General features: G+C 64.0%; 27 protein-coding genes. 6 read left to right on the forward strand and 21 right to left on the reverse strand.

The genetic code is table 11. The annotated features are described in order from the left end of the window. Nucleotides 1-2: 2 nt before the first annotated feature. The 3 genes from hpnE to Q0R16_RS13185 are packed head-to-tail and all read left to right on the forward strand — an operon-like array spanning nt 3 to nt 3,840. Nucleotides 3-1,280 carry a hydroxysqualene dehydroxylase HpnE gene (gene hpnE, locus Q0R16_RS13175; protein WP_366857677.1) on the forward strand — a complete coding sequence of 426 codons (1,278 nt, stop codon included), beginning with the start codon at nt 3-5 and terminating at the stop codon, nt 1,278-1,280. Continuing rightward, nucleotides 1,277-3,220: a squalene--hopene cyclase gene (gene shc, locus Q0R16_RS13180; RefSeq protein WP_295636777.1), complete on the forward strand. Its 1,944-nt coding sequence runs from the start codon at nt 1,277-1,279 to the stop codon at nt 3,218-3,220. The genes hpnE and shc overlap by 4 nt, the downstream gene beginning before the upstream one ends. Continuing rightward, nucleotides 3,217-3,840: a phosphorylase gene (locus Q0R16_RS13185; protein WP_295636780.1), complete on the forward strand. Its 624-nt coding sequence runs from the start codon at nt 3,217-3,219 to the stop codon at nt 3,838-3,840. The genes shc and Q0R16_RS13185 overlap by 4 nt, the downstream gene beginning before the upstream one ends. Here Q0R16_RS13185 and hpnH read toward each other — a convergent pair. Both hpnH and ispH read right to left on the reverse strand, forming a co-directional pair. After that, nucleotides 3,837-4,982, reverse strand: a complete 1,146-nt coding sequence (gene hpnH / locus Q0R16_RS13190; RefSeq protein ID WP_295636782.1) for an adenosyl-hopene transferase HpnH — start codon at nt 4,980-4,982, stop codon at nt 3,837-3,839. The genes Q0R16_RS13185 and hpnH overlap by 4 nt on opposite strands. Beyond that, the gene (ispH, locus tag Q0R16_RS13195; RefSeq protein WP_295636979.1) at nt 4,979-5,938 is read right to left on the reverse strand and encodes a 4-hydroxy-3-methylbut-2-enyl diphosphate reductase; all 960 of its coding nucleotides are present in this window, start codon (nt 5,936-5,938) and stop codon (nt 4,979-4,981) included. Before ispH ends, hpnH begins: the two co-directional genes overlap by 4 nt. 290 nt (nt 5,939-6,228) lie before the next feature. On the opposite strand from ispH, the gene Q0R16_RS13200 reads away from it, so the two are divergent. Together Q0R16_RS13200 and Q0R16_RS13205 are read left to right on the forward strand one after the other, a co-directional pair. After that, on the forward strand, nt 6,229-6,834 hold the full coding sequence (locus Q0R16_RS13200; RefSeq protein WP_295636785.1) for an ABC transporter substrate-binding protein: 606 nt from the start codon (nt 6,229-6,231) through the stop codon (nt 6,832-6,834). Continuing rightward, a complete protein-coding gene (locus Q0R16_RS13205; protein ID WP_295636787.1) occupies nt 6,831-7,907 on the forward strand; it encodes a VacJ family lipoprotein in 1,077 nt (358 codons plus the stop codon). The genes Q0R16_RS13200 and Q0R16_RS13205 overlap by 4 nt, the downstream gene beginning before the upstream one ends. A gap of 114 nt (nt 7,908-8,021) precedes the next feature. On the opposite strand, the gene Q0R16_RS13210 is transcribed toward Q0R16_RS13205, so the two are convergent. From Q0R16_RS13210 to Q0R16_RS13295, 18 genes are all read right to left on the reverse strand, one after another. Beyond that, nucleotides 8,022-9,137, reverse strand: coding sequence for an OmpA family protein (locus Q0R16_RS13210; RefSeq protein WP_295636790.1), 1,116 nt, complete (start codon nt 9,135-9,137; stop codon nt 8,022-8,024). A 195-nt stretch (nt 9,138-9,332) separates the two neighbouring features. Then, a complete protein-coding gene (locus tag Q0R16_RS13215) occupies nt 9,333-9,785 on the reverse strand; it encodes a DUF2793 domain-containing protein (protein WP_295636793.1) in 453 nt (150 codons plus the stop codon). Nucleotides 9,786-9,812: 27 nt separating this feature from the next. Continuing rightward, nucleotides 9,813-12,002 carry a phage tail protein gene (locus Q0R16_RS13220; RefSeq protein ID WP_295636796.1) on the reverse strand — a complete coding sequence of 730 codons (2,190 nt, stop codon included), beginning with the start codon at nt 12,000-12,002 and terminating at the stop codon, nt 9,813-9,815. A 7-nt stretch (nt 12,003-12,009) separates the two neighbouring features. Continuing rightward, a complete protein-coding gene (locus Q0R16_RS13225; protein ID WP_295636799.1) occupies nt 12,010-12,378 on the reverse strand; it encodes a peptidoglycan endopeptidase in 369 nt (122 codons plus the stop codon). A gap of 23 nt (nt 12,379-12,401) precedes the next feature. Beyond that, nucleotides 12,402-13,223, reverse strand: coding sequence for a DUF2163 domain-containing protein (locus Q0R16_RS13230; RefSeq protein WP_295636802.1), 822 nt, complete (start codon nt 13,221-13,223; stop codon nt 12,402-12,404). 3 nt (nt 13,224-13,226) lie between these two features. After that, nucleotides 13,227-15,563, reverse strand: a complete 2,337-nt coding sequence (locus Q0R16_RS13235; RefSeq protein ID WP_295636804.1) for a DUF2460 domain-containing protein — start codon at nt 15,561-15,563, stop codon at nt 13,227-13,229. A 12-nt stretch (nt 15,564-15,575) separates the two neighbouring features. Beyond that, the gene (locus Q0R16_RS13240) at nt 15,576-16,157 is read right to left on the reverse strand and encodes a tail tape measure protein (RefSeq protein WP_295636807.1); all 582 of its coding nucleotides are present in this window, start codon (nt 16,155-16,157) and stop codon (nt 15,576-15,578) included. Beyond that, nucleotides 16,147-16,344, reverse strand: coding sequence for a phage tail assembly chaperone (locus Q0R16_RS13245; RefSeq protein WP_295636810.1), 198 nt, complete (start codon nt 16,342-16,344; stop codon nt 16,147-16,149). The genes Q0R16_RS13240 and Q0R16_RS13245 overlap by 11 nt, the downstream gene beginning before the upstream one ends. Next, a complete protein-coding gene (locus Q0R16_RS13250; protein ID WP_295636813.1) occupies nt 16,341-16,661 on the reverse strand; it encodes a gene transfer agent family protein in 321 nt (106 codons plus the stop codon). The genes Q0R16_RS13245 and Q0R16_RS13250 overlap by 4 nt, the downstream gene beginning before the upstream one ends. Next, nucleotides 16,658-17,065, reverse strand: coding sequence for a phage major tail protein, TP901-1 family (locus Q0R16_RS13255; RefSeq protein WP_295636815.1), 408 nt, complete (start codon nt 17,063-17,065; stop codon nt 16,658-16,660). Before Q0R16_RS13255 ends, Q0R16_RS13250 begins: the two co-directional genes overlap by 4 nt. 33 nt (nt 17,066-17,098) lie before the next feature. Next, nucleotides 17,099-17,494, reverse strand: coding sequence for a DUF3168 domain-containing protein (locus tag Q0R16_RS13260; RefSeq protein WP_295636818.1), 396 nt, complete (start codon nt 17,492-17,494; stop codon nt 17,099-17,101). Between the two features lie 169 nt (nt 17,495-17,663). After that, nucleotides 17,664-18,212, reverse strand: a complete 549-nt coding sequence (locus Q0R16_RS13265; protein ID WP_295636821.1) for a hypothetical protein — start codon at nt 18,210-18,212, stop codon at nt 17,664-17,666. Between the two features lie 168 nt (nt 18,213-18,380). After that, complete coding sequence (locus Q0R16_RS13270; RefSeq protein WP_295636823.1) at nt 18,381-19,520, reverse strand: phage major capsid protein; 1,140 nt, start codon at nt 19,518-19,520, stop codon at nt 18,381-18,383. A 106-nt stretch (nt 19,521-19,626) separates the two neighbouring features. Then, nucleotides 19,627-20,052 carry an HK97 family phage prohead protease gene (locus tag Q0R16_RS13275; protein ID WP_295636826.1) on the reverse strand — a complete coding sequence of 142 codons (426 nt, stop codon included), beginning with the start codon at nt 20,050-20,052 and terminating at the stop codon, nt 19,627-19,629. Further along, on the reverse strand, nt 20,049-20,357 hold the full coding sequence (locus tag Q0R16_RS13280; RefSeq protein WP_295636981.1) for a DUF6127 family protein: 309 nt from the start codon (nt 20,355-20,357) through the stop codon (nt 20,049-20,051). The genes Q0R16_RS13275 and Q0R16_RS13280 overlap by 4 nt, the downstream gene beginning before the upstream one ends. 32 nt (nt 20,358-20,389) lie before the next feature. After that, on the reverse strand, nt 20,390-21,562 hold the full coding sequence (locus Q0R16_RS13285) for a phage portal protein (protein ID WP_295636829.1): 1,173 nt from the start codon (nt 21,560-21,562) through the stop codon (nt 20,390-20,392). A gap of 38 nt (nt 21,563-21,600) precedes the next feature. After that, on the reverse strand, nt 21,601-22,941 hold the full coding sequence (locus tag Q0R16_RS13290; RefSeq protein ID WP_295636832.1) for a terminase family protein: 1,341 nt from the start codon (nt 22,939-22,941) through the stop codon (nt 21,601-21,603). Beyond that, entirely contained in the window at nt 22,907-23,407 is a 501-nt protein-coding gene (locus tag Q0R16_RS13295) for a hypothetical protein (protein WP_295636835.1), read from the reverse strand. The genes Q0R16_RS13290 and Q0R16_RS13295 overlap by 35 nt, the downstream gene beginning before the upstream one ends. 198 nt (nt 23,408-23,605) lie before the next feature. Here Q0R16_RS13295 and Q0R16_RS13300 point away from each other — a divergent pair, with 198 nt between their 5' ends. Beyond that, nucleotides 23,606-24,244: a YqaA family protein gene (locus Q0R16_RS13300; RefSeq protein ID WP_295636838.1), complete on the forward strand. Its 639-nt coding sequence runs from the start codon at nt 23,606-23,608 to the stop codon at nt 24,242-24,244. 3 nt (nt 24,245-24,247) lie between these two features. On the opposite strand, the gene Q0R16_RS13305 is transcribed toward Q0R16_RS13300, so the two are convergent. Beyond that, on the reverse strand, nt 24,248-25,891 hold the full coding sequence (locus tag Q0R16_RS13305) for a hypothetical protein (RefSeq protein WP_295636841.1): 1,644 nt from the start codon (nt 25,889-25,891) through the stop codon (nt 24,248-24,250). Nucleotides 25,892-25,893: the final 2 nt, after the last annotated feature.

Consider the following 25,893-nt stretch of genomic DNA (forward strand, 5'->3'; position numbering starts at 1 on the left):
TTGTGAAGGCGACCGTTATTGGCGCGGGGTTGGCCGGGCTTTCGGCGGCAATCGGTCTTGTCCGCGCTGGGGTGAAGGTGAGGTTGGTAGATGCCGCTCCGCGCGCGGGCGGGCGCTGCCGCAGCTATTACGATGCCCCGCTTGGCCAGGTGATCGACAACGGCAACCACTTCGTTTTCTCGGGCAACCAGGCGGTTCAGCGGTACTGCGCTACGATCGGCAGCCAGGCGATGCTGCACGGGCCCGATCACGCGACATTCGCATTCCACGACTTGCGCGACGATGCACGCTGGACGCTTGCGGTTAATGACGGGCCTTTACCGTTGTGGATGCTCGATCCGAAACGCCGCGCGCCTGGGACTACCTTGGCCGGGCACTTGGCGCTGGCGCGGCTGGCTCTGGTAACGGGGGGCAAGCGCACCATCGGTGACATGGTACCCACTCGCGGAGCGATGTGGGAGCGGGTGATCGAACCGATGATGCTCGCGGTGCTCAACTGCCCGCCCGAGCAAGGGTCGGCGCGACTGGCGGGGCGGTTCTTGCGCGAATCCTTCGTGCGCGGGGGCAAGGCCTGCCGGACGATGGTGGCGCTGCCGACACTTGATGCGGCTCTGATCGATCCAGCTCTCGCGTGGCTGGCGCGCCATGGCGTGAAGGTGGAATTTTCATCGCGGCTGCGCGAGATGGGCTTTGATGGAGATCGCGTGGCGGCGCTCGATTTCGGGAAAGGGCCAGAGCCGGTTGAGGGCGAGGCGGTGATCCTGGCCGTGCCGCCATGGGTCGCGGGTGCTTTGGTGCCGGGGCTGACCGTGCCGGATCGGTTCTGCGCGATCGTCAACGCCCATTTTGCGGTTCCGCCGCCACCGGGCGCGCCGATGATTACGGCTTTGCTTGGCGCGAAATCACAGTGGGTGGTGTGCCATGCTGATCGTATTTCCGTAACCATCAGTGGTGCCGATGATCTGGTCGATCAGGATCGCGAAGCTCTTGCGCGGCAGATCTGGGGCGAGGTCACCCGCGCGCTGGGTCTGGGTGCGGCGCCCTTGCCGGCATGGCAGGTGGTCAAGGAGAAGCGCGCGACGTTCGCCGCCACGCCCGATCAGGACGCGCGAAGGCCGGGTACGCGAACACATTGGCGCAACCTCCTGCTCGCGGGCGACTGGACGCAGACTGACCTGCCGGCCACGATCGAAGGCGCGTTGCGATCGGGCGAGACTGCAGCAGGGCAGATCATAAGGCGCTCGGCACTGCGCGTGGCGGCAGGTCAGGAGAAGGTATGAACGTGCCTACCCCACCATTTTTGTCCGCTACGCCGCTCGTCGACATAGACCGTGCGGTCGATCGCGCGGCGCAGGCACTCGCTTCGGCACAGCAGGCCGACGGGCACTGGGTGTTCGAACTTGAGGCCGATTGCACGATTCCGGCCGAATACGTGTTGCTGCGGCACTATTTGGGCGAGCCGGTCGACGCTGTGCTCGAATGCAAGATCGGCCGCTATCTTCGCCGCATCCAGTCGGCACAGCACCATGGATGGGGGCTGTTTCATGCGGGCAGCTTCGATGTCAGCGCCAGCGTCAAGGCTTACTATGCGCTCAAGATGATTGGCGATGCGATGGACGCACCGCACATGGTCCGCGCGCGTGAGGCAATTCTGCTCGCGGGCGGCGCCGAGGCGAGCAACGTGTTTACCCGCATCCAGCTTGCGCTGTTCGGCGCGGGGCCTTGGTCCAACGTGCCGACATTGCCGCCCGAACTCATCCTGCTGCCGCGCCGGTTTCCGATCCATTTGTCGAAAATGGCCTATTGGGCGCGGACGGTGGTGGTGCCGCTGCTGGTGCTGTGCACGGTTCAGCCGGTCGCGCGAAATCCGCTCGGGCTCAAGGTGGATGAGCTCTATTCGGGCTTGCCGATAAAGGCGGGCACCAAGGCGGCGAATACAAAGCGCGTGTGGACTGCGTTTTTCCACGGGCTCGATCGCGTGCTTAAGGTGGCCGAAGGACATTGGCCGGCGGGTTTGCATCAACGCGCGATCGCGCAGTGCGTCGATTGGGTGGGCGAGCGGCTCAATGGGGTGGACGGGCTCGGTGCGATCTACCCGGCAATGGCCAACAGCGTGATGATGTACGATTGCCTGGGGATTGGGCCCGATGATCCGGGCCGCAGGATCGCGCGCGAATCGGTTGAACGGTTGCTGGTGATCAAGGACGACGAGGCTTACTGCCAGCCATGCGTTTCACCGGTGTGGGATACCGCGCTGGCCGCGCATGCGATGATGGAAGCGGGGCAGGACGCCGAGGCCGATCGCGGGCTGGCCTGGCTCAAGCCGCGGCAAGTACTCGATGTGGCCGGCGATTGGGCCGAGGAGCGCCCCGGTGTGCGCCCAGGTGGCTGGGCCTTCCAGTACAACAACGACCACTACCCCGATCTAGACGATACCGCCGTCGTTGTGATGGCAATGGACCGCGCGAAAGGTCGGGCAGACGGTTTCGAGCAACCGATTGCGCGCGGGGTGGAGTGGACCGTCGGGTTGCAATCGAAAGATGGCGGCTGGGGCGCGTTCGATGCCGACAACGCCTACCACTACCTCAACAACCTGCCATTCGCCGATCACGGCGCGCTGCTCGATCCGCCGACCGCCGACGTGACCGCGCGCTGCGTCTCGATGCTGGCGCAACTGGGGGAGCGTGACAGTCCACGGATCAAGGCCGCGCTGGCCTGGTTGGAGCGTGAGCAGGAGCCGGACGGGAGCTGGTTCGGGCGCTGGGGCGTGAATTATGTCTACGGAACCTGGTCGGTGCTTTGCGCGCTCAATGCCGTGGGTTTGCCGCCGGACCATCCGATGGTGGCGAAGGCGGTGCGCTGGCTGAAAGCGATCCAGAATGCCGATGGCGGCTGGGGTGAAGACTGCGACAGCTATGCGCTCGACCGCAAGGGGCACACGCCAGCGCCATCGACGGCATCGCAGACGGGCTGGGCACTTTTGGGCCTGATGGCTGCGGGTGAGGTCAACAGCGAAGCGGTGGAACGCGGGGTGGCGTGGCTGGCGGCCAACCAGCAGGGCGATGGGCTGTGGGGTCAGGAAATGTACACCGGTGGCGGATTTCCAAGGGTGTTTTACTTGCGGTATCACGGCTACCCGAAGTACTTCCCGCTGTGGGCGCTGGCGCGGTACCGCAATCTCAAGCGCTCGAATGCGCGCGAAGTGGCATACGGGATGTGACGGTGCTGGTCATCTGCGGGCTGATCCGCGAGGCTAGACTTGCCCGGCGGCTGGTTCCGCGTGCGGACATCTTGATCGGTGGAGGTCAGTCGGCGCGGTTGCGTGCCGACCTCGGCGAAAGGGCCCGGCAACATCGCGGCTTGATCCTGTCCGCGGGAATTGCTGGAGCGCTCGATCCCGAATTGGCGCCGGGTGACATCGTGATCGATGGCGATCCCGAAACGCTGGCGAGGCTTACGCGGGCATTGCCGGTGGCAAAGGTTGGGACGGTGATCGGCCAAGATAAAATCGCAGTCGACCCAGCCACCAAGCGCGCGTTGGCCGTGAGGGGCAAGGCAGTTGATATGGAAAGCCACATCGCCTTCGAGGTGGCTTGCGTGCATGGCCTACCGTTCTGTGCGGTGCGGGTGATCTCGGACACTGCACATGAAACGCTGCCACCAGCCGCGCTGGTGGGTATGAAGGCCGATGGTGGCATGGCATTGGGACGGGTGCTGGCCTCGCTTGTGCACCATCCGCAGCAGTTGCCCGATCTGATTCGGATCGGGCGGCAGTCGGGCCTTGCCTTCAGGAACCTGGCCGGCGCATTCGATGCGCTGGCACGCGCAGGGTTCGCCTAAGCCGCGCGTTGCACGCGTTTCGCGCCGTTGCCTTGCTCTGCCTTGATCTTGGCCAGTTCGCGTTCGACGTGCGTCAAATGCACATCGTCGGCCGGCCGGGCGTTCGACAAATCGATGTCGGGCGCCATCGGGCCGTCAGTGCGCACGCCCTTGCGGCCGATCTGGAACATCTTGAGCGGATGGCGAATCGAATCGCTGGCCGCGGTGCCCTCGAACCCGCAATGGACCATGCAGTCCGAGCACTTGGCATATTTCCCGACGCCGTACTGGTCCCAGTCGGTGCCCTCCATCAGTTCCTTGAAGGTGGAAACGTAGCCCTCACCAACGAGGTAGCAGGGCTTCTGCCAGCCGAACACGGTGCGCAGCGGCATCGACCATGGCGTGCATTCATACGTCTGATTGCCCGCCAGGAAATCGAGGAACAGCGGCGAATTGGTAAAGCTCCACGCCTTGCCGCCATCGCCCTTGCGGAACACGTCGCGGAAGAAGTTCCTCGTCCGTTCGCGATTCAGGAAATGCTCCTGGTCAGCCGCGCGTTCGTAGGCGTAGCCCGGCGAGATCGTGATCTCGACTCCGCGCTTCTCCATTTCGTCGAAGAATGCCGCCAGCCGATCGGGCGAAGCGCCGTCGAACACGGTGCAGTTGACCTGCACGCGGAAACCGCGCGCCTTGGCCAAGTCGATCGCCTCGATCGCGACTTCGTAAGTGCCATCCTGATCGACCGCATGATCATGCATGGCCTTGTCACCATCGAGATGGATCGACCAGGTGAAGAAGGGCGAGGGCGCGTAATCGTCGATTTTTTTCTTCATCAACAACGCGTTGGTGCAAAGGATGACGAACTTTTTCTTGGCAATGTAGCCCTTGACGATCTTGGGCATATCGCGGTGCAGCAGCGGCTCGCCGCCTGCGATCGAGACAGCGGGCGCGCCGCACTCGTCGATCGCGTCCATGCACTGGTCAAAGCTGAGGCGCTGGTTGAGGATGGCGTCGGGGTAATCGATCTTCCCGCAGCCAGGGCAGGCGAGATTGCAGCGCAGCAGCGGTTCGAGCATCAGCACCAGTGGATATTTTCCGCCCTTGATGTGCTGGCGCAGGGTGTAGGCGCCGATGCGCACGAGTGGCTGAAGTGGCAGGGTCATGCAGGGTTTCCATTGGCAGCAATGCGCGGTTCGACTTGGCGCAATTGCGGAGGCAGGCTGAATTCGATGTGTTCGTCGACGCCGTCAAGCTGTGATACGCGCACCTGCCGCAAATTGCGGAGCGCGTCGATCACGCTTTCGACAAGCTCATCGGGCGCTGAAGCGCCGGCTGTGATACCCACCGCTGCAATGCCATCCAGCCATGCGGGGTCTACCCCGCTGCCGTCATCGACAAGGTAGCTGGGCACGCCCATCTCGAGGCCAATTTCCTGCAAGCGGCGAGAGTTGGAGCTGTTGGCGGCGCCCACTACGATGACCAGATCGCTGACCAGCGCCAGATCGCGTACAGCGGTCTGTCGATTTTGGGTGGCGTAGCAAATTTCCGCGACGTCGGGTCCGATTACATCGCTGAACCGCGCCTGGAGCGCCGCGATCACATCGCGCGTATCATCGACGCTCAACGTTGTCTGAGTGACGTAGGCGATCGGTGTGTCGAGCGGCAGAGCAACCAGCGCAACATCTTCCACTGTCGACACCAGGTGCACCGGCGCGTTAACCTGTCCCATCGTGCCTTCTACTTCGGCATGGCCTTCGTGACCGATCAGCACGAGTGCGCGCCCGCTCTTCGCGTACTTTCGACCCTGGACGTGGACTTTGGTCACTAGCGGGCAAGTCGCGTCGATAACGGGCAGGCCGCGGTTCACCGCATCCTGCTCCACCGATTGTGCCACGCCATGCGCGCTGAATATGGTGAGCGCGCCCGCGGGGATCTCCGCCAATTCGTCCACGAAAATCGCGCCCTTGCGTCGTAGCTTTTCAACGACATGGCGGTTGTGGACGATCTCATGGCGAACGTAGACCGGCTTCTGTTCGCGTTCCAATGCGCGTTCGACGATCTCGATCGCGCGAACCACGCCCGCGCAAAATCCACGCGGCTTCGCGAGGATCACCTGCAGAGGTTGCTGTTCACCATCAGTCGAATGCACCAAGTCGATCCGCCCCGCATCTGTCTGTTTGCCCGATTGCCGTATAAGCAGAATTTTCGCAAATTCGCATACCAAATGTATCGCCAAGCCGTTCGTTGGCGGCGGACGTCGCGCAAGCGTGCTCTTGAAGACACGCATCGGTACAGGATTGGTGCAGGAGATACGCGGTATTGGCGCGGGCAATTTTGAGGACGGCCAGTGTTGCCGTTCAAAAAGGGGCCTGTTCTCGGGCTCTTTTTCTGGCAACAGGAGCCATGACTATGCGTTCAGTTCACCTTTCGGCAGTGGGAGCCTTGCTCCTCGCGATACCAACAGCGGTTTATGCCCAGGCTAACGATCCCGCACAGGCACCAATTGCAGCGCTGGACCAAGGCCTTGTTGGTATCATGAAAGCCGGTAAATCCGCTGGCATGCGAGGGAGGTCGGCTGCAATCGCGCCGGTGGTCGATCGGGTTTACGATATCCCGCTGATGACCCGGCTGGCAGTCGGCGCACAGTGGACCTCGTTTGCTCCATCGGACCAGGCCGCACTCGTCACCGCTCTGCGGCGCCTGACCATCGCGCAGTACGCGTCGAATTTCGATGGCTATGCCGGCCAGTCGTTTGCCGTTGATCCGCGCGTAGATGTACGGGGGACAGACCGCATGGTGCGAACCACCTTGAACGACCCTAAGGGCGAATCTGTGGCAATCGCCTATCGCTTGCGGCAGTCTGGCGGAACCTGGAAAATCATCGATGTGTTCTACAAGAACTCGATCAGCCAACTGGCAACCCGACGTGCTGATTTTGCGCGCATCGTTGCCAGCGGAGGTGCCAAAGCGCTAGTCTCGCATCTCAATGGCTTGTCCGCGAAAGTCGGCGGTTGATCCTTCCGCCACTGGCGCCCGCACTCCTGTTGCTGGGTCAGGTAGGGCATGGTGCAGGCACCGTGCCCCCGGCGGGCCGTTCTGAAATTTATCTCCAGTCGCCCGACGAGGCCAGTGGACAGGTGAAGCCCATCCCCTCGGCCGAGCAAGCCGAAGCTATGCCCAGCCGGGAAGTGCCGGCTGCCGGAGATGAAATACCAGCAGCGCTGGTTGTGAAACCGGCGCTCGAATTGGAACGGCAGTCTGCTCCGAAGCGCGTTCCTCATGCACCGGGAGACCCGCTTGAAGGCTTCAATCGCAAGATGTTTGCAGTTCAGGATGGACTGGACCGTGCGATCATTAGGCCTGCTGCGATCGGCTACCGTCATGTTGTGCCCAAGCCGGTGCGGGGTGGACTGCGCCATTTCATCAGCAACCTGACCGAGCCGATAGTTTTCCTCAATTACCTGCTCCAGTTGAAACCGGGTAAGGCTGCGGAAACCCTGGTTCGGTTTACGGTGAATTCCACGATCGGTGTCGGAGGCGTGCTCGACGTTGCCAAACTGCCCTCCATCGGACTGCCGCACCGCCCGAACGGATTTGGCAACACCCTTGGATTTTACGCCATCAAGCCGGGCCCCTACCTGTTTCTGCCCTTGGTTGGCCCAACCAATCTGCGTGATTTTCTCGGTGGACAGGCTGATAACCTGACCATCCCGGTCCTTGCGGCGGGTAAGCCGTTCAACCAGCCGGCATATCTTGTCCCGAATGTGGTGATCGGTGGGCTGGATCAACGCGAACAGAATGATGAGGACTTGCGCGCCTTATACGCGGGTGCGGTCGATCCTTACGCGTCGCTCCGTTCAGTCTATCTGCAAGACCGCAAGGCCGAAATCGATGCGCTGCATCACCGTTCCGGCCAACAGAGCGTTGCTTCGCCGCTTTACGAGTCGTTGGAGGACCCCGAACACAACACGGTTTCGCCGGGGGCGGCCGCAAAGGTTTCTCCACCGACGGAGGCTGTCGCTCCTCCACAACAGACGCCCGCGACGCAAGATCCACTGGTCGATCCTACAGTACCGCCCAAGTCCTGAAGACCTGACTATCTCAGGCGGCCGTAAAATCCGCAAATCATGTAAGCTACAGGCAAAAAAAGAGGCTGGATTTCTCCAGCCTCTTTGATTGATTCAACCGAAGGTTGAACCGTATTACATGCCCGAGCCAGGACCGTACGTGATTTCCACGCGGCGGTTCTGAAGTTCGCGAACGCCGTCGGCGGTCGGAACGCGGGGGTTGGCTTCACCAAACGGCTGGCTGCTGATCGAACCATCCGCCACGCCATGCGACGTGAGGTAACCGCGAACCGAGGTATTCCGGCGTGCCGAAAGTCCAAGGTTGTACTTGGGCGTGCCCGAACGGTCAGCGTAACCGGCAAGCATGATCGGCACGTGATCGCAGTTGCCATAGGCGGTGATCGCGTTGTCGAGGATGGTTGCTGCCTCAGGCGTGATGTCCGACTTATCCCAGTCGAAGAACACGATGTACGGACCCTTGCTGCAAACCGGAGCCGGAGGCGGCGGAGGCGGCGGCGGAGGCGGCGGCGGGGGAGGCGGCGGTGGCGGTGGCGGCGGGGGAGGAGGCGGAGCCTCACCACCGAAGTTATACGCCAGCGTTGCCATCAACGAGTGCGAACGGAAGCGGGTACGGATATTCCGACCAGCCGCGTCGACCAGGTTGTTGTGGTACTGGTTGTAGAAACGATACTTCAAACCAACATCGATATGGTTGGTCAACGGAGCGCGAATACCGGCCAAAGCCTGATATGCGAACCGCGTATCGCTATCGACGAGGTTGTTGGTGTTGTCAGCAACCCGCGGCACAGCCTGACCTGGCAGAGTGCTGAGCAGGACGGCGTTCTTGACGCGGCCGATGCCAACGCCGCCGCCGATAAAGCCTTGCAGGCCATTATCGTCACCGAAGTCGATCAAGCCGTTGACCATGAAGCTCAGTGCCTGAGCGCCACCACCAACAAAAGCGTCGGGGTAGCTGTTCTTGGGTCCTTGGTAGCTCTTTTCTTCGGCCCGACGGAAGCTGGCTTCGGTTTCAAGACGGAAGCCGCCGAAATCGTAGCCGACGATGCCGCCAAAATCATAACCGGGCTTGGTGACGAGCGAACCTTGGTTCTGGGATCCAGTGATATTCTTGATGTTTTCGACGATCGTGCCGCCGGCATCACCTTCGACGTACCAGGAATCCTTCCGGGCCATCGCTGGTGTTGCCATGGCTGTAGACGCCAGGGCTAAGCCCAGGACGAGTTTCCGCATTGTCGTTTCCCCTTTTTGCGAATTATGCCACGCAGTGGCGGCTATCTATCGGTTCCCAATTGCTTCTGCAAGCGGCCATGCTTCGGAACTGTTGCCGAGAAACCACGCACCACCGTTATGTGCGATCAAGCTGACATTCGAATGATCCCTCATGCCGTCCAAAATGCATTGTAGGGAAATCGGTTCCCGTCAAGGCTAGGAAAGAATTCCGGCTGACTTCAAAGCCTCAATCAGTGAGGCTAGCGCTTGTCTGACTTGCACATCGACGGTTTGGCCGCCGGTCGGTGCAACCGGTGCGGCGGCAACGGTCCACCCGTAACGGTAAAGCCGGAACGCCGACAGGCTCAGGTCAAAGACCCGCATGCCGTCTTTTGGTGCAAAAAATCGCCAGCCGCTCTCGGTCCAGCCCGCCAGATTGTCGGTTTTCCCTGCAAAAGCTCCGGATGACGCCGCGCCAACGAGCCACATCGAGCCGACCGCAGGCGACGTCGGAGGGCTCGATATCACCCCTTCGATTGCACTGTCGATCAGGAAATCCGCACTTAAAAAGGTTTCATTGACCGTAACTTCTTTTTGCGTTTGACCGACGTAAAGTAGCGGAAACGCCAGGCGCGGCGTGGTGGACGGAAACGCGATCGGTAGGGTCATGTCCTGAAACTCCTGATTTTCGTGATTTTATTCCGGCATCTGGATCGCAAGCGGAAAGGACGCAGCGGCATTGCCCAACTGTGACACCCGGAAGATTGCACGCGGGGTGTTGCTTGCCAGAATTGCTGCGATTTCGGAGCTGATTGTCAGGTCCGTTGTCCCGGCCATCCATCGCATGGGCGAAGATGCCGGATTGTCGACAAGCACTTCATAGCCCTCTGATTGTTCGTTCAGCGGCGTCTCCACGCTGTCCGGCCAAGCAAAAGCGCCTCGCGCGCGCCGCACCCAGGATAACACGATCGAACCGTCTGCCATTCGCGTGGCTTTGCCGTGGACCGGTGTGAAGGGCCGCCTCGTGCTACCGGGTGCCGCGACTGAGGACGCTACGGGTTCGCGATCGCCCAGCCCGCTTGCGACGATAAGCACGTCGCGTGGGTCTCCGATCGACAACGGATTTAACGGTACAAGTGTATCGTCGACCAGGACAAACGGGTCGCCGGCTGCGTGACCCGCGACTGCCCATTCACTCCCGCCTCTGCCGCGAAGCAGATCTGTCAGGACCACACGATCCGGCGCAGTCCACTCGACCGATCCGAACTGGATCAGTTCCTCGCCCACAAGCGCTCGGTTGGCACCTTGGCCAAGCCGCAAGAAATCAGCCGACCCGACTGCAAGGCCTTCTCCCGCCAGCACGATTTCCAGGCGATTCGCGCGATCGACGAAGTGCGGAGAGGCCGGTGCCAGGGCGTTCGCAGTTGTTCCCATGACTGCGCGCCGACGTCCCGTGCTGCCCAGCGGATCGAGTCCGCCGCCCGGATGTTCTGCAAAGAGTGCAGCGCCGGACCAACCGGACGATGTTGCTGAAGCCGCTGCATAAACCATTGGCAGATCGCCGGTGCCCGAACCGTCCCATGGAAGTTCGAGAGCGTTGAGGATCGTTGGCGTGGCAAGCGAATCGGGTTGGGCGTTGCTTCTTCCGGAGTCCGCGACGGGGGCATGGAGCGCGAAGCGAGGCTGTGCGCTCAGCTCAAGCAGAACGCCGTCAGCCTGCCATTCCCACTGGTCGATTCGCCAGAGCCCTTCGGCGATTGGCAGCCGCACGATCGAGCCGGGGCGAATCGATGGGTCGATCTGGTTGGTCCGGTAGTGGATCGTGTCGCTCGGGCGGCTTAATCTGCGTCCGGCCGCTTCGGCCAGCAGGCGCGCGTCGTTTGCTGCCAGGGCTGCCGGCAATTCGATGACCGCCAGATTGCCCAGCGCGCTGCGGCCGATGCCTTGTTGCAGCCCGGGCTGGTAATCCCGGTCCACATCATAGTAGCGAACGCCGCACTGTCTGGTGAGAGGGAGACTGTTCCGTTGCCGGCTCCAGCCTGTGGCCTTGACGGCATCGCTTCCGGGTCCGCCGGCGGCTGGTTCGGCCAAAACCGGCGAAAAGGCTTGTTGCAGATCGGCCGAACCGATCAACAGATCCTCGCCGCTGATCGCGCAAGCAATCGGATAGGCCTGGCCAAGGGTATCCAACGTGTCGCCGACACTCCCCCGATCGAGGCTGTATCCGGCCACTTGCGCATCAAGTCCCGAGACAAGGGATGCGTGTGCAAGTTCAGCGGCAATGGCGCCGATTGTCAGTGGCTGACTGTCTGCAAAAATTTCAAAAGTCAGCGATGGAATTCTGTTGCCGAAGTTGGCGAGCGCGAGATCTTCGAAAACCGCATAAGCGCTGTTGCGATAGGCCGGAGACCGCGTGATTCCCTCTGCCTGCGCCAGCAATGGATCCATTGCCTGATCGCCATGCCCGTCATGGATTCTGATTTGCCCGGCAACTTTAAGGTCGCCAGCGGCGCCGCGCAAAAGGTTGCCATCAGCCCAGATGCGACCGACCGAGACGATCGGCCTGCTGGCGAGCACGACGGCGAACGAAACGGTGTAGGCATACGTTGTCACGGTGGGCTTGGCTTTGCCACCGCTCTGCTGGTTGTGCTCGACCAGATCGGTCGCCCAGATCACGGTTCCAGCCGTGCGCATACGCCCGAATTGGAGCGGAATTGGAGCGCCGTAGCTCGATGTCTGGACCGAAAGGTCCTGAAGGCGAGGCCCCCGAGCGCTTCCGCTACCGATGACCGCATAATCGACCTGCCGGCCAACCAGCGCCCCGATGGCGCCACCAAGCGGGCCGCCGAGCGCGGTGCCGACTGCTGTTAGAACCAAGGTTGCCATGATTTTGTCAATTCCTCTCAGCGGACAACCGCCAGCGCATGACGATCGGCCAGGCCAGCGGATCGGGCATGAACACCACACGCCCCAGTCCTGCGTGCGCGTGGACCGCTCCTCCGGGAACTGCGATCAGTAAGTGACATTGCAGCGAATGGACTTGTGCGAGCCAGATATCGCCGCGCTCGTCGACTTCGACCAACCCGCTCGTCGCGGCAAATCCGAGCAATGGCTTTACCGTCAGCGCGCGCACCGAATACCCTTGCGGAGCGACCGGATGGTAGCCGGCTTGCTTCATCGCCGCGGCCACCAATCCCACGCAATCGAGACCCGTCGCCGGAATGCGACCATGAAGCCTGAACGGCACGCCAATCAAATCCATCGCGGCCTGCGCAAGCGCCGCGTTCATCCTTGCGGCGCCGGGTAGCTGGTCAGAAAATCGTTGCCGGGCACAAATGGCTCACCCTGAAAGTTGATGGCGTTGGCGAATCGATCACCACAAGTTCTCAGAGTGTGATCACAGCCCTCGCGCAGCCGCACGCGGGTGCCAGGCGTGAGCGACATAGCCGTGGGGTGATCAAGGACGAGCAAACTGCCATCGACTTGCTCGATCCGTCGGGTCAGGCCGCACTCGGGGCCGTCCAGCCAGCGCAGAGTGCCGTAAGCCAGATTGGCCAGTGGGATCGAAGTGCTGATGCGGACTCCCGCCCCTTCGCCATCAATCGCCACGAGTTCGCCTTCATGGCTGTAACGCGCCGCCGAAAGCGTGCAGCCAGCCCCGCAGAATTTCGCCCGGCATGTCGGCGATGTCCGCGGTACGATATCGGCCTTGAGCGAATGTTTGAGCGAGAGCAGGTCTGCCGAAAACCCCGCGCCCTCGCTTGCGACAGCGCCGATCGTGCCGGCGTAAAGCGTGGTGTGCTCGCCGCTTTGCCAATCGACCAGGCCGACAAGGACGCGTGCGGCATCGAAACGCCCGGCGATCAGGTCCGCGTCGCGGATCGAATCGTGGCTGAGCGCGCCGGTGATTTCCGCGCTGTCTGAATCGAGCGCCGATGTCAGCCGAATGGCCGAAGGCACCATGCCCGGTGCGGTGCGGTATGTGATGCCCCCGAACGCGACGTTGCGATCGTGGCTGGTGAAGCCAAGGGCCACACCGTCCACCCGCTCGATCCGCCACCAGGTGGCAACGGTTTCAAGCTCGGTTGAAAACCAGATCCTGGTCATGGCTCAATCAGCCTCGCGGAGTTCGATCAGCGGAACGCTGGGAGCTTCGCCCGCGGCGAACACCGCGCCGGAAATGTCGAGCGAGTCTTGTGCAAAGCGGACGGGAACGTCGAACAGGAAGCCTGCCGCAACGATCGCGCGTGCCGCCGGCGCGGTGGAAAGGACGATTTCTCCGAGTGGCTCGACGGTGAAGGCAGTTGTCTCGACGCCGTTCACGCTCAACCGCACGCTATCTGCGCGAGGCCGGGTAATGCGCCGGCGCTGGGCATCGGCGCCCCCGCCATAAAGTTTGACGAGTTCGAACCGCGCCTTTTGGCCGTCCCCGATGCCGATCGCCTGATCCTGGGGGCCGGGCGTCCCGATCATCGCATTGGAGCTGAAATCGGCAGGGTCACGCAGCCGGAAGCCCCTGGCTTGTCCGCGTCGGGCTCGGAAAAAGGCAATCAGTTCGCCCAATTCGGCTTCGGACCGCACCCCCGGGCCGACATCGAACTTGAGCCGAGCGTCGCTCCACAAGCTGTTACGGCGTTCGTATCCCGAAGCGGTGATCGTGACAGTCGTTGAGAATTCGGGCGAAACGGTCGCCGAACGGCCCAGCGCAATCGGGAATATCTCGTCGTCGAAGGGTTGCATTGTCGCCTCGCTGGATGATTCGGGCAGGCGCGTAAAACCGTCGCGCGAAACCTGGGGGAGTGCCCAGATGAAAACCTCGGCAATCGCCGACGCCTGGGCATCGCTGGCCGCTTCATCGATGCGCAGCCAGTGCGGTTCGGCCATCGCGGCATCGGCAACGTAGCCCGAAAGGTAATGCTGCTGTGACAGCGCATAGCCAAGGCGCTGGTCCATAATGGCGCGACCCGCAGTGCGCAGCGCGTCGGCACCGGCCGTCACCCAATCGTATTCCTCGATCTGCAACACATCGAACGCCGGCGCGGCCCAGGCCAAGGGCAGGTTGGCGCGCCGCGCTTCGGGCGTGGCGGGATCGAGCACTGTCGGCAAAAACGCCAGAAGCAGCGCCTCCGAACCGGCCGAACCCGCCTGTTCGCGTATGGCCGCCACGATGCCGGATGTTGCCGCGGCAAGAACAACGCCCGCCTGATCGAGCAGCGCAGTCTGTCCAGCGGACAAGCTCGTCGACATATCGGTGATGACGGCTGGGCCACCTCCGAAAGCAGCCCTCGCAGCCGCATCGTAAAGGCATATCCGGTGATCGGGCAGGACCCACCACCAGGGCTCGCCAATCTGCACGCGAACCGGCAAGCCCGCAGCCGTTTGCAGATCGACCAACTGCCGCGCCACCTGTTGCAACCAGTCCATCGCGGCCAGATGCGCCGGTGACAGCAGCACGGAGGGCGGAGTGTAGCCCGTAAGCGCCGGATCGCCATTGGCCGCTCGCTGCTGCCATTCGGCTGGGCAGTGCTGGGCCAGCAGCTCGAACGATTGCGATAGAATCACACTGTAGCCCAAGGCTCGCGCGCTTGCGCAAAACGCCTCGTGCCAAGCCAGTGCCGCCGCGTTCATCGCCGGAAGCGCGGGATCGACCAGGAACTGCCCGCCGCTCGGCGACAGCGGGAAGAAGTGGCTCATCCCGATGTAGTGGATCACGCTGCCGCGATACCCCAGCCCGCGGATCGAGCGCAGCAATCGGGCGGGTGTCTGGTTGTACGAATCGTCATAGCCGGTCGCGATCCCCAGACCGTGCGGCGGGATCATGATGTCACCCACCGCCAGCATCGGCTTGTGGCCCTGGCAGGAAATGACCGAAAGCTCGACCCAGCCGGTTTGCTCGCTCGCAATCGGCGTGGCGTCGCCCGGCGCGTAGCCTGGAGGTGCCAGCGACATGAACATGCGGTCGATATCACCGGGCTGGACGGGATCAGCATCACCGGGAAGCGAAAATCCTCCCTTCAACGCCGAAAACGGCAGCGCTATCTGGGCGTCGGTCGGTGTGCCGGTGGCGTAGTTCCACAGCCGCACGTACCACGTGCGGGGCAGCCCGGCGGCGTCGCGCCCCTCGATCGTCAGCGTTGGGCCATTGACCGCGTCAAGCGCGACAACCCCCGCCGACTGCCATCGGAATGCCAGCGTAAGCCGCGAATAGTCGCGCGATGTCTCGTACGCGAGCAGAGGGTGGTCCCAACGGTCGACGCTCTCCCAGATCAGGCCAATCAGATCATCGGCCTTGCGGAACACCGCATCGACCCGCAGCGCGTCGGGCGCAGTGGTCGTCACGCAAGCCACAGCCGGGCGCGGAAAGTCGACCGTCCAGAATCGCGGATCGAAGCGCTGGATCGTGTCGGTCTGCTGCACCGTACGTTTGCGGGCGAGCCAGAATGTCATTATCCGGTCCTCTCAATAATCGGCGAGAGCGCGGCGGACCGATTGCGCGATCTGACGGCTCGATCGCGCCAGGCTTTCGGGTGCAGAGGCACCGGCCGGCGCCATCACCTTGATCGACACGTTAACGTTGCGCGTCGAACCGCCGCCGGCGGGCACGACTTGCCCGGCCGAGGTCGGCACGAACAGCTCGGGCCCGTTTTCGCCGACGACGAAGCCTCGGCCGGGCGAGACCGGCCCACCGGTGGCGCGGCCGGGCAACCCGAACAGCGAACTGACAGCGCCGACAAGCCCGAGCAGACTCCCGCCACCGCCGGACCCGCCGCCACCGCCCAGCCCGAACGAGCCGAGCCCCGATCGCACCGCCTGCCCGGTAATGTCGTTGATGACGCTCAGCGCGGTCGATCGCAGATCGCCGAAGCCCAATGTGCCGCGCTTGATTGCGCTGACCAGCCCGGTCTCGAGCGTCGATCCGGCCTTGGAAAAACCCCCGACCACGATCGAATCGAAGCTGCTGCGCAATTGCTGGATATCGGTGGCGAAGCCCTGCGTGTTGGCCCGCACGTCGACCACCAGCGAATTGAGGTCATTTGTCACCATGTTGCTCCATCAGCGAATCGAGAGTGGCGCGGCTCATCGTCGCACCGGGATTGGGGGCTGCGGCGAGAAGGATTGTCGCCAGTTCCTCGGGGGTTGCCGCCCAGAACCGATCCGGGCTCCACCCGAGCATCAGCGCGACCTGGCCCGAAAGCCGCGCCGCCGCCTCGCCGAACAGCGCGCTCATTCGCCGCCTTTGAGCACCTGCACGAGCAGCGCCTTGAGCGGCTCGGTGCACCGCGCGAGGCCGGCTTGGGCAACATCCTCGGAGAAAGCCTCTCGTGTCATGTCCGTGCGGTCGGCCAGGCAGTGCCAGAACAATCCGGCCAGCTCGGTCAGCCGAAGTTGGCCCGCGCTCGCCCGTTCGATCAACGCGAACAGCGAGCCGAGTTCGTCCTCGGCGGCAACCAGCGCCGAAAAGCTCGGCCGCAACACGTGCGCCACCGGCCCCAGATGCAGCGCAACCTCGCCGCGCCAGCGATTGGCGCTCACGTTGCCGGTCATTGGGGCAACACCGCGCCCGAGCTTTCGAGCGTCAGCGTGTAATTGCGCTCGCCATTGAAATCGCCGGCATAATCGAGCTTCGACACCAGGAACCGGCCAACAAGCTTGGATCCGTCCTCGAACGAAAGCTGGTAATCGGTGATCGACCCGTCGAGCGCGCGGGCACGCACTTGCGCTTCGGCCGCGCTGCCCAGGAAAATCCCCGCCGCGCTGACCGACACCGTGCGCACGCCGGCACCCGACAGCAATTCGCGCCAGCCGCCCGAATCCTTGCTTGTCACCACGACGAGTTCACCCGCGATCGACATCTGTGTGGTGCGCAAACCCGCCACCGTGTTGAACGCCGGCGTGGCATTGCCGTCGCTGATCTTGAGCAGGAACGCGCTTCCCTTCTGTGCAGCCATGAATCTTGTCCTTTTATAAGAGGATTGGTTCGCTCAGGCGGCGAGTACGCGCGCCCGGTAATCGAGCATCAGCGCGCGCAACGCTTCGCCGCGCTGCTCGGCCTTGGCCCGCATGAAAGTGAGGTTGACGAGGCGGAAGCCCGCTGCCGATTGGTCGGCGGGCATCGCTTCCACGCGCCGTTCGATCGCTGCCACCAGCGCGGCTTCGGACAGCGGATCATCGCCGCGATAATTGAGTTCGAGCGCAACGCGGACTTCGCGCCCGCGCAAGTCCTTGGTGCCCCAGTCGGTGCTCGCGCTGGCGGTCAGCGCCAGCCAGGGCAATGCGGTGCGCGACGGCGCTTCCTCGACAATCGCGTTGAGCCCCGATGCCAGCGCGCTGTCGGCGGCCAGCCAGGCAATTAGCGCGGCGCGGAAGGCGATTTCCATTTGGCGGTCCCTTTCTGATGGTGATGGACCAAGTGCGGCCACAGCAAATGCGGCTGGCGCCAGCGCAGCGGATCGCGCGGACCGGCGTTGCCGGGCGACTGCGCAGCTAGTCGTGTCGCCACGTTCTCAAGCGCTTGCAGCAGCCCGCCGAAATCTGCGGTCGCGCTGATCATGTCAGATGCACCCGGCGCCACGGCCGCCACAGCGCCGCCACAGCAGCGGGCGGCACGGGAGCCGGACGGTCCGCCTCACGTTCGCGATGCTGGAACGCCGCCAGCCGGATCACGCCTTGGCGGATGCCTTCGGGCAGTTGCTCCCAACCCGTCGACACGCCGGCTGAATAGGAAACCACGATGCGCGTTTCGCTGATCGGGGCCGATAGCCGCACTCGACCGCCGCCATCGGCATCGAGGTCGATCATGTATTCGGTTAGGGCCAACGCCCTGCGCGTGCCGTCGAGCCCCAGCGCGAATACGCCAGTGATCGCCTGCACCGGTCGCGCCGACAGCGATTGCCACCAGACATGCGCGGCCAGCACGTCCTCGCAACCGCTTAGCAGCGGCAACTGCCCGGTGAAGCCCTCGCAGATTTCTAGCGCAGCAGCCAGCAGCGCGCCCAGTTCGGCATCGTCGCGGCCGAGCGCGATCCCTAGCCAGGCCTTGAGTTCGGTAAGCGCCGCCGGGGACAGCAGCGGCGGCGCGACTATTGCCCGCTTCATGGCAATCTCCGGAAAATTGGTGGGACGGGAGGCAAGAAAGAAGGCGCCCGCGGCGGGCAAAGGGGGATCAACCCGCCGCGAGCGCGCCGGGGCGCGCCAAGACAGATGGTGTTAGCGCAGCGCCCGGAATCGGGCCGGCCCGTCAGGACGCGGCCCGGATCACGGCGGTTACGTCGAGATCTTGATCAGCTTGATCGCTTCGCTGTCGAGCACCTGCCCACCGATCCGCCGCGTGGCGTAGAACCGCACGAACGGCTTGTTGGTGTAGGGATCGCGCAGGATCGACGTGGCCGAGCGTTCCGCGATAAGGTAACCGTTCTGGAAGTTGCCGAACGCGATCGGGAAGGCACCGGCACCGATATCGGGCATGTCGGCGCTCTCGATCACCGGATAGCCAAGCAGCTTGTCGGGCAGCCCGTCGACCAGGCTGGCCTGCCACAGGAATTCACCCATCGCGGTCTTGATCTTGCGGATCGAGGCCAAGGTGGTCGAATTCATCACCCACACCGCGCCCTGACGGTGGCCGGGCTTAACCGCGTGGACCAGATCGATCAGCTTGGCATCGGGTGCGGTCGGGTCGAGCCCGGTGGCGTTCCCGGTGGCCAGATACTGGAGCGAACCGAACGCGCGGGTTCCGTCGATGGCGGTGCTGGTCGGTGCAGCAAGGAAGCCCTGCGGCACATTGGCGCCGGTGCCGTTGACGAACGCGGCGCCCTCGGCACGCGCAAATTCGCGCGCGATTTCGGTGGCCAGCCAGGTTTCGACATCGAACATCGAATCGTCGAGCATGGCTTGGCTCGCCGCCGGATTGGCATACAGTTCGCCGAACGTCGGTGCGATCTCGGCGAACTTTTGCGTCGCCGTATCGGGCCGCGCATCGGTCTCACCCACCCAGCCCGAAGCCACGCTGCCGAGCGAGACCAGCTTGCGGTAACCGGCCGTGCCGACCTGGACGACATGTGCGATGGTGCGGATCGGGCTGAGCTTGAGCAACTGGCGCTGAATTTCGACGTCGATTTCGCGCGGCACCGTATAGCCGCCATCGGCCGGCGAACCGATCGACATCGACTTGAGTTCGCTCTCGCGGCCATGGCGCAGGAAGCCGTTGACGAAGCTCTTCATCTCGGTCGATCCGGAGCGCGATCCGCTGATCGGCGCGCGGCTGGCGGCCAGGCTGACCTTTTCGAGCCGGCCCTTCACTTCATCGACATCGGATCGCAGCGTCGCCAGATCGGCTTCCTGCGCATCCTGCCGCGCTACAACGTCGAACGACGCGGCGAGCGGATCGGTCATATCCTGATTGTCCATTAGGGGACGTCCTTTCTTGCGTGAAAATGCCGCTGGCCTGCGAGATTGGCCCGCAGGGGGCGCTGCGGCGGGGGAAACTGCCTTGAAATATCGAGGGGACGGCCGATCAGGGCCGGACGAGATGGACTTGCGCCAGCGGTTGCATTGGCTGCGTTACGAGGCTGACCTCGAACAGATCGACCGCCTGCAAATCGCGCCCTGCGGCTGTGCGTCGCGCAGCGGTTGCGCGGTATCCGAACGACAGCCCGCGCACCGTGCGATCGCGCAGCAGCGCGGCGGCACCGGGATCGGTCAGCGTGCCGATCACGCGCAAGCCGCGTTCGTCTTCCGCAATCGTGTCGATCGTGCCGATCCGCCGGTCGGGCCGGTGCTGCCAGAACACCGGCAGCGGACCATCGGCGGCGCGCGCGGCCAGACTGCGCGCAAAGGCTCCGGGGTGGATCACGTCGCCGCCCAGGTCGCGCTTGCCGAAGATCGCGGCATAGCCCGCGAAGCGCACCGGCACGGCGGGGGGATCGCCCGCGCCGCTCACTTGACCAGATCCCAAAAGCCGTGCCGCACTGCGATGCCGAACAGCAGCCCGGCCAGCGCCAGCCGCACGACCCATTCGATCGCGGCCTTCCACGCGCTCGCCTTGGCGTCGCGCCAGGCGCGCAGCAATTCGCGCAATTCGGTCAGGTCCTGATGCGCCGAGGGATCGGACAACCCCATCCGATCGAGCACCCTCGCGGCGCCGAGGTCGCACGCTTCCTCTACGATGGCGCGCAAGGTCACCATTTCGCAGCCCGATCCTTCGGCCTGCGCGATCAGCCGGGCGAGCATGTCCTCGTTGCTCATCGGGCGGTTGGCGGCGGATGGTTGCGGCGCGCTCATGTTCCTGGCTCCTGGTTGTCAGGCGGGATTCCCAGCATTGCGCGCTTTTCGTCGCGGGTCAGGAAATCGGCCTTGGTAAGCTGAGCCCACAGCATCTCGCGGTCCTCGGCCAGCGCGGGCACACGATCGAGATCGACCGTGACGCTCGCTTCTGGAAATGCATCGACCAGCCCCTCGGTCAGCGCGGAGAGCAGTTTCGAAGCCAGCGGCAGGATCGTCAGCCGCCACAGCGCGCGGTTGGCCTCGCGGTAATTGTTGTAAGTTGAGTCGCCCGGCAGGCCGAGCATCATCGGCGGCACCCCGAAGGCCAGCGAAATGTCGCGCGCGGCGGCGGCCTTCAGCGTGGCAAAATCCATGTCGGCGGGCGACATCGACATCGACTGCCACTTGAGCCCGCCATCCAAGAGCATCGGCCGCCCGGCGTTGCCTTGCCCTGCAAACGCGGTGGCGAGTTCTTCCTTGACCCGATCGAACTGGTCGGCGGTCAACGCCGCGCCGGGCTCGCCCGGATCGTAAACCAGCGCCCCCGAAGGCCGCGCCGCATTTTCCAGCAGCGCCAGGTTCCACGCAGCGGCAGCGTTATGGATCGCCACCGCCTCGTCCGCCGCAGCCAGGCACCCGACGCCGTAGTGATCGTCGATCGGATGGAAGTCCTTGATATGGATGATGTTGACCCGGCCGAAATCATCGGTCGCCGGGATCACCAGCCGCTGGTCCGAAACCTGATAGGCATAAGCCGCCGGCCAGCCATTGGCGTCGGGCTGGATCGTGATCCGTTCGGGCCGCAATGCGAACAATTCGGCTGGCCGGCCGAAGTCATCGCGCAACACCTGCACATAACCATTGCCATGCAGCAGCACCTGGCTCGCCAGCGTTTCGAGCAATGTCTGCCCTGCGCTGGTTTCCGCCACCAGCGCCATCAGCGCAGGATCGGACGCGCTCAGCGGCGCTCCGGCAATCCCCTCGGCCACCAGCCGCACCGCGCGCTGCGCCACCGGATTGCGCAAGTAGGCCGCGCGCACCGCCGTGTTGTAATGGAACGGCGCGCGCGCATCGCCACCCCGCCAATCGGCGGTCTGCCACGGCGAAACGAAGCTGCGCGCCAGTGGCGGCCTCTCGGCTGCGGGCACGCCCTTGAAGGCGGCCGCAAGCGACTGCAAAAACGACATGGAAACCCTTTCGGTTAAAAGTCAGGCGTTCGTGGTGCTTAAGCGAGCCGCACGCGCGGTTCGCTGGCACCGCCGAGCATCAGTTCTGTCAGCGCCCACACGCAGGCGTCGGCACGGTCGGGCGAACGGCCGGGGCCGCGATATTCGCCCCCCACCATCAGCCCGCACAATTCATCCTCGAGCTGCGGAAACATGTCTGCGTGCCGCACGCGTCCGCACTCGTACAACGCCGCCACCGGTTCAGCCCGCGCGCCCTTGCCGTGGCGGGCGTGAACCAGCTTGATCGGCAGCGCCGAATTGGCCGCGCGCAGCACGCTGCCGACCATCGCACCGCCCTGGTTGGCTTCGGCCACCACGCGATCGGCCTGCCAGATTGCCGAAGCATTGGACACGGCGCGCGCCCAGCGTTCGGGGCTGGCCTTTTCGACGGTTAGGTCAGCCTGGACATAAGCCAGCCCATCATCACCCAGCCCGCAAACCACGATTCCGCAAGCATCGCCGTGCGCGCTGGCGGGCGGGTCCACCCCGATCACCACGCGCTTCATCGGCGGAACACGCGCTACGCGGGCCTGCTCGAACATGGCGCGCGTCCACAGCGCGCCGGGCAGGTCATCGAGCATCTCGCCCTCCAGTTCCTGCCGGCCGAGCGCGCTCTGGCCGTAGGTGTTCTCCATGTCTTTCAAGAATTTGCGCGGCAAATTGGCAATGTTGGCGCGGCTCGCACCGCGCGTCACGATCACGTCGCCGCTCGCCTCTTCGGCTAGCAAGCGACGCAGCAACGGCACCGCGCGCGGCGTGGTCGTGGCCAGGATGCGTGGGTCTTCACCCAGCCGAAGCCCCAGCAACAGGTTGTCCCAGCATCGCTCTGCGCGATTGCCCGACACGTCCCACTTGCCCAGTTCATCGCACCAGGCGTGGCTGTGCTGCGGTCCGCGCAGCGCTTCGGGCTCAGCCGCTCCGTAGATCGTCGCCTGTGCCCCGTTGTCCCACGTCAGCCGCCGCAGCGACGGTTCGAATTTCGGCGCGCGATCGGGTGCGCCCACCGAGAGCAGCCCGCTTTCACCCTCGACCATCACCGCGCGCGCATCGCCCAGCGAGGCGCCGATCAACGCGATCCGCGCATCGGGATTGGTCCGGGCAATCATGCGAACCCATTCGGCACCCGCGCGGGTCTTGCCGAAGGCGCGCCCGGCGAGGATCAGCCAGACCCGCCAGTCGCCCGGCGGGGGCAATTGTTCCTTGCGTGCCCAAAGCGACCAGTGCCAGCGCGATCGGTCGAGTTCATCGCGCGACAAGAGTGACAGAAAGGCAGCGCGTGTTGCATCACCCATGCGGGGCAGCGGATCATCCGCCATCGGCAACGGTGCCATCAATGTCATCCGGTCCGGTCACGATTGGCGTGAGCAAGGCGGTCGCTTGTTTCTCCCGAGCGCGCATCGCCGCGAGCTTGGCGTCGATCGAGGCCAGGATTTCTTCCTCGCTCTCGTTCTCGCGTTGCGCCCGTTCTCGTGATGCGCTGTCCTTGTGTACCGTCAGCAAGCGGAAGGCGGTGGCGTTGTCGTACTTCTTGCCATCTCCATCCTTGGATTCGCCGGCCAGCAAGCGATTTAGCAGCGCCATTTCGAGGTTATCGTAGCCCTCGCACAGCGCCGCCTGCCAGGCGCGGGCAAAGCCGCGGTCCTCGCGACGGATCTTGTAGACGTGGCTGAGGCTGATCTTTGCTTGCGCCGCGGCGTGGCTGACGTTCGCCGTCTCGGCCAGCAGCGCGAGGAACTGGTCGCGCCAGTTGCGCGGCGCGATAACGCGCCGCTGGGGCGCGGGCGCCCCGGCTTCGGGTGTGGTCATGAAGGAATATCCGAAAGGGTGCGGTGCCGGCCAGCCCGTGGGGCGACTCGGCATTTCGTGATGTTCGTCTTCTCTAACCAATGAGCGTGACGATGTCAATCAAAAAGTGCCATATAGGTTCATCAAGAATGCTGGCACATCCCTGGCCGGTCGCTTAAGGCGCGCACAATTGCCATTTGCCCGAGGATTTCCTTGCCCATGCTTCGCCGCTTGTATGACTGGACGCTGGCCAAGGCCTCCCATCCGCACGCCGAATGGTGGCTGGCGCTGTTCGCGTTCCTCGAAGCGAGCGTGTTTCCAGTGCCGCCGCACCCACTGCTCGGGCTGATGTGCCTGGCCGAACCGAAAAAGGCGCTGCGGTTTGCCGCAATTGCCACGATCGCTTCGGTGGCCGGCGGATTGCTGGGCTACGAAGTCGGGCACTTGCTGTTCAACAGCGTCGGCCAGAAGCTGATCGACCTACTCGGGTTGTCGAAGTCGTTTCCCGAAGCGGTGTGCCTGCTGCGCGGGCAGGCGGGGTTCCTGATCATCGTCGCCAAGGGCGCAACGCCGATCCCCTACAAGCTGATAACGATCACCGCCGGCTTCATCGGCATGCCGCTGGGCATGTTCCTGGCGGCCAGCCTGATTTCGCGCTCGATCAGCTTCATGATCGTGGGCGTGCTGTTCCGCCTGTTCGGCGCGCCGATCAAGGCGTTCATCGACAAGTATTTGCTGTGGGTGGTCGTGGGCTTCGTGGTGGCGGTAGTGGGCGGCGTGCTGGCGGTGACGATGCTCGGCCACGGTGGCAAGAAGGCGTCGAATTGCGCCCCGGCAACCGCAACCGCGCAAGCCTGACGATCAATGCACCGGGGGTAGGGCGCCCTCGGCCCGGGCCAGCACGGCCATCGCCACCGGATCGCGCGGCCGCAATCGAAGCGAGGCTTGCGCGGCGCGTCGCGCAGCCAGCGCATCGCCGCTGGCGAGCAATGCCGCAGCCTCATCGCGCCGCACCGGATACCAGAACGCGGGCGGGTCGGAGAAGCGTCGGAAATCGGGGGTTTCTTCAAGATCAGCCGCCGCGCCGAACAGTTTGGCGGCCTCCGCCGGCCGGCCCTCGATCATCGCGATCCGGCCTTCGAGCACTTTGCGGGTGATCGCCAGCATCGCTTCGGGCGCGCGGTTATCGTGCTCCCAATCGCCCTTGACCGGCTTGTCGCCGATTTTCTCGGGGATCGCCTTCATTTCGGCCTTTGCGCCAGCCAGATCACGCAACCACAAATAGGCCTCACCGCGCGCATAGTGACGCGCCGCCTTGAGATAGGGTGTTTTCGGTTCGGGCAACGCCAGCACCGAAGCCGGATCGTCGAACCGGGCCAACGCGAAATAGCCCGAGGCCGACAGCAATTGCGCTGCCGGAGGCGCCTCGGCCTCGCTAGCCGAACGTTCGACAAGCGGCCGCGCGAGGTTGAGCGCCATGCGCGAGTCGCCCGCCATCAGCGCGCCGCAGAGCCCGAAGATCACGTTGTGCGCGTGGTATGGCAGCCCCCACACACCCATCGGTGGCGCCAGCCCCAGCCGCGCAGCATTGGCCTTGCCGATCTCGACCGCGCGCCAGTTGGTGTCCGCCGCTTCCTGGTAGCGGCCCAGCCAATAGAAGGTGTGGCTGGGCATGTGCACCAGGTGGCTGGCATTCGGCGCCAGCGCGGCGAGTTTGTCGGCGTAAGGCTCGGCCTTTTCGGGCTGATCGAGCACTTCCTCGGCGTGGATGTAGAAGTGGATCGCGGGGGTGAAATCGGGGCTGCGCCGCAGCACGGTTTCGATCAGCGCGATGGCCTGATCGAGCGGCTTATGGTCGAATTCCAGCACGTCGCCGGGATGCTCGGGCGCAAAAACCGTGACCAGCAATGCATCGGCAGCAAGCACCGCAATCGCGTCGTCGCCAGGGTATTTGGCCCCCATGGTGCGCATTGCCGCGGCATAGGCCTGGTCGTGGTCGAAGGTTTTTGCGCCGGGCCGGTAACGCAGCGAAAGCGCCGCGATCAAATCGCGTTCGCGCGCGGTGCCGCTTGTTTTCGCCAAGCGTGCGGCCTCATCGACCAGCTTCGCCAGTGCCTTGCGCTCATCAGCGTCCTTGCCGAAGTTGATCGTGGGCCCGGCTACCAGAGCCTCACCCCATCGGCACATCGCGCAAGCCGGGTCGAGCCGCGACGCTTCGTGCATCGCCTTGGTTGCCGCAGTGTGCGCGAACGCCGCGCCGAGTTCCATGCCGTTGGAGAAGAACGCCTGCGCGGCCGGCACCTTGGTGCTGATGGTGAAACCGCCGCCGCCGTAGCCAGGGAGCAGCGTGGCGGTTTTCGGCGCAATATCATCGTCATGCGAATGCGTTGCGCTCGTCGCGGCGTGATCGTGGTGCTCGTCGCCATGCAGGTCCTGCGCGACGACGGGCAACGACCCAGCCAACAGGACGACCGATGTGATCCAGACGATCGTCCTCATTCGCATCA

The organism is Novosphingobium sp. (genome assembly GCF_025351285.1).
GTDB lineage: Bacteria > Pseudomonadota > Alphaproteobacteria > Sphingomonadales > Sphingomonadaceae > Novosphingobium.

Excerpts from the sequence above, each read along its gene's own strand:
- shc (WP_295636777.1), top strand. The coding sequence starts at position 1,277 with ATGAACGTGCCTACCCCACCATTTTTGTCCGCTACGCCGCTCGTCGAC.
- hpnH (WP_295636782.1), bottom strand. The coding sequence starts at position 4,982 with ATGACCCTGCCACTTCAGCCACTCGTGCGCATCGGCGCCTACACCCTG.
- Q0R16_RS13200 (WP_295636785.1), top strand. The coding sequence starts at position 6,229 with ATGCGTTCAGTTCACCTTTCGGCAGTGGGAGCCTTGCTCCTCGCGATA.
- Q0R16_RS13210 (WP_295636790.1), bottom strand. The coding sequence starts at position 9,137 with ATGCGGAAACTCGTCCTGGGCTTAGCCCTGGCGTCTACAGCCATGGCA.
- Q0R16_RS13215 (WP_295636793.1), bottom strand. The coding sequence starts at position 9,785 with ATGACCCTACCGATCGCGTTTCCGTCCACCACGCCGCGCCTGGCGTTT.
- Q0R16_RS13220 (WP_295636796.1), bottom strand. The coding sequence starts at position 12,002 with ATGGCAACCTTGGTTCTAACAGCAGTCGGCACCGCGCTCGGCGGCCCG.
- Q0R16_RS13225 (WP_295636799.1), bottom strand. The coding sequence starts at position 12,378 with ATGGATTTGATTGGCGTGCCGTTCAGGCTTCATGGTCGCATTCCGGCG.
- Q0R16_RS13230 (WP_295636802.1), bottom strand. The coding sequence starts at position 13,223 with ATGACCAGGATCTGGTTTTCAACCGAGCTTGAAACCGTTGCCACCTGG.
- Q0R16_RS13235 (WP_295636804.1), bottom strand. The coding sequence starts at position 15,563 with ATGACATTCTGGCTCGCCCGCAAACGTACGGTGCAGCAGACCGACACG.
- Q0R16_RS13245 (WP_295636810.1), bottom strand. The coding sequence starts at position 16,344 with ATGAGCGCGCTGTTCGGCGAGGCGGCGGCGCGGCTTTCGGGCCAGGTC.
- Q0R16_RS13250 (WP_295636813.1), bottom strand. The coding sequence starts at position 16,661 with ATGACCGGCAACGTGAGCGCCAATCGCTGGCGCGGCGAGGTTGCGCTG.
- Q0R16_RS13255 (WP_295636815.1), bottom strand. The coding sequence starts at position 17,065 with ATGGCTGCACAGAAGGGAAGCGCGTTCCTGCTCAAGATCAGCGACGGC.
- Q0R16_RS13260 (WP_295636818.1), bottom strand. The coding sequence starts at position 17,494 with ATGGAAATCGCCTTCCGCGCCGCGCTAATTGCCTGGCTGGCCGCCGAC.
- Q0R16_RS13265 (WP_295636821.1), bottom strand. The coding sequence starts at position 18,212 with ATGAAGCGGGCAATAGTCGCGCCGCCGCTGCTGTCCCCGGCGGCGCTT.
- Q0R16_RS13270 (WP_295636823.1), bottom strand. The coding sequence starts at position 19,520 with ATGGACAATCAGGATATGACCGATCCGCTCGCCGCGTCGTTCGACGTT.
- Q0R16_RS13280 (WP_295636981.1), bottom strand. The coding sequence starts at position 20,357 with ATGAGCAACGAGGACATGCTCGCCCGGCTGATCGCGCAGGCCGAAGGA.
- Q0R16_RS13285 (WP_295636829.1), bottom strand. The coding sequence starts at position 21,562 with ATGTCGTTTTTGCAGTCGCTTGCGGCCGCCTTCAAGGGCGTGCCCGCA.
- Q0R16_RS13290 (WP_295636832.1), bottom strand. The coding sequence starts at position 22,941 with ATGACATTGATGGCACCGTTGCCGATGGCGGATGATCCGCTGCCCCGC.
- Q0R16_RS13295 (WP_295636835.1), bottom strand. The coding sequence starts at position 23,407 with ATGACCACACCCGAAGCCGGGGCGCCCGCGCCCCAGCGGCGCGTTATC.
- Q0R16_RS13300 (WP_295636838.1), top strand. The coding sequence starts at position 23,606 with ATGCTTCGCCGCTTGTATGACTGGACGCTGGCCAAGGCCTCCCATCCG.
- Q0R16_RS13305 (WP_295636841.1), bottom strand. The coding sequence starts at position 25,891 with ATGCGAATGAGGACGATCGTCTGGATCACATCGGTCGTCCTGTTGGCT.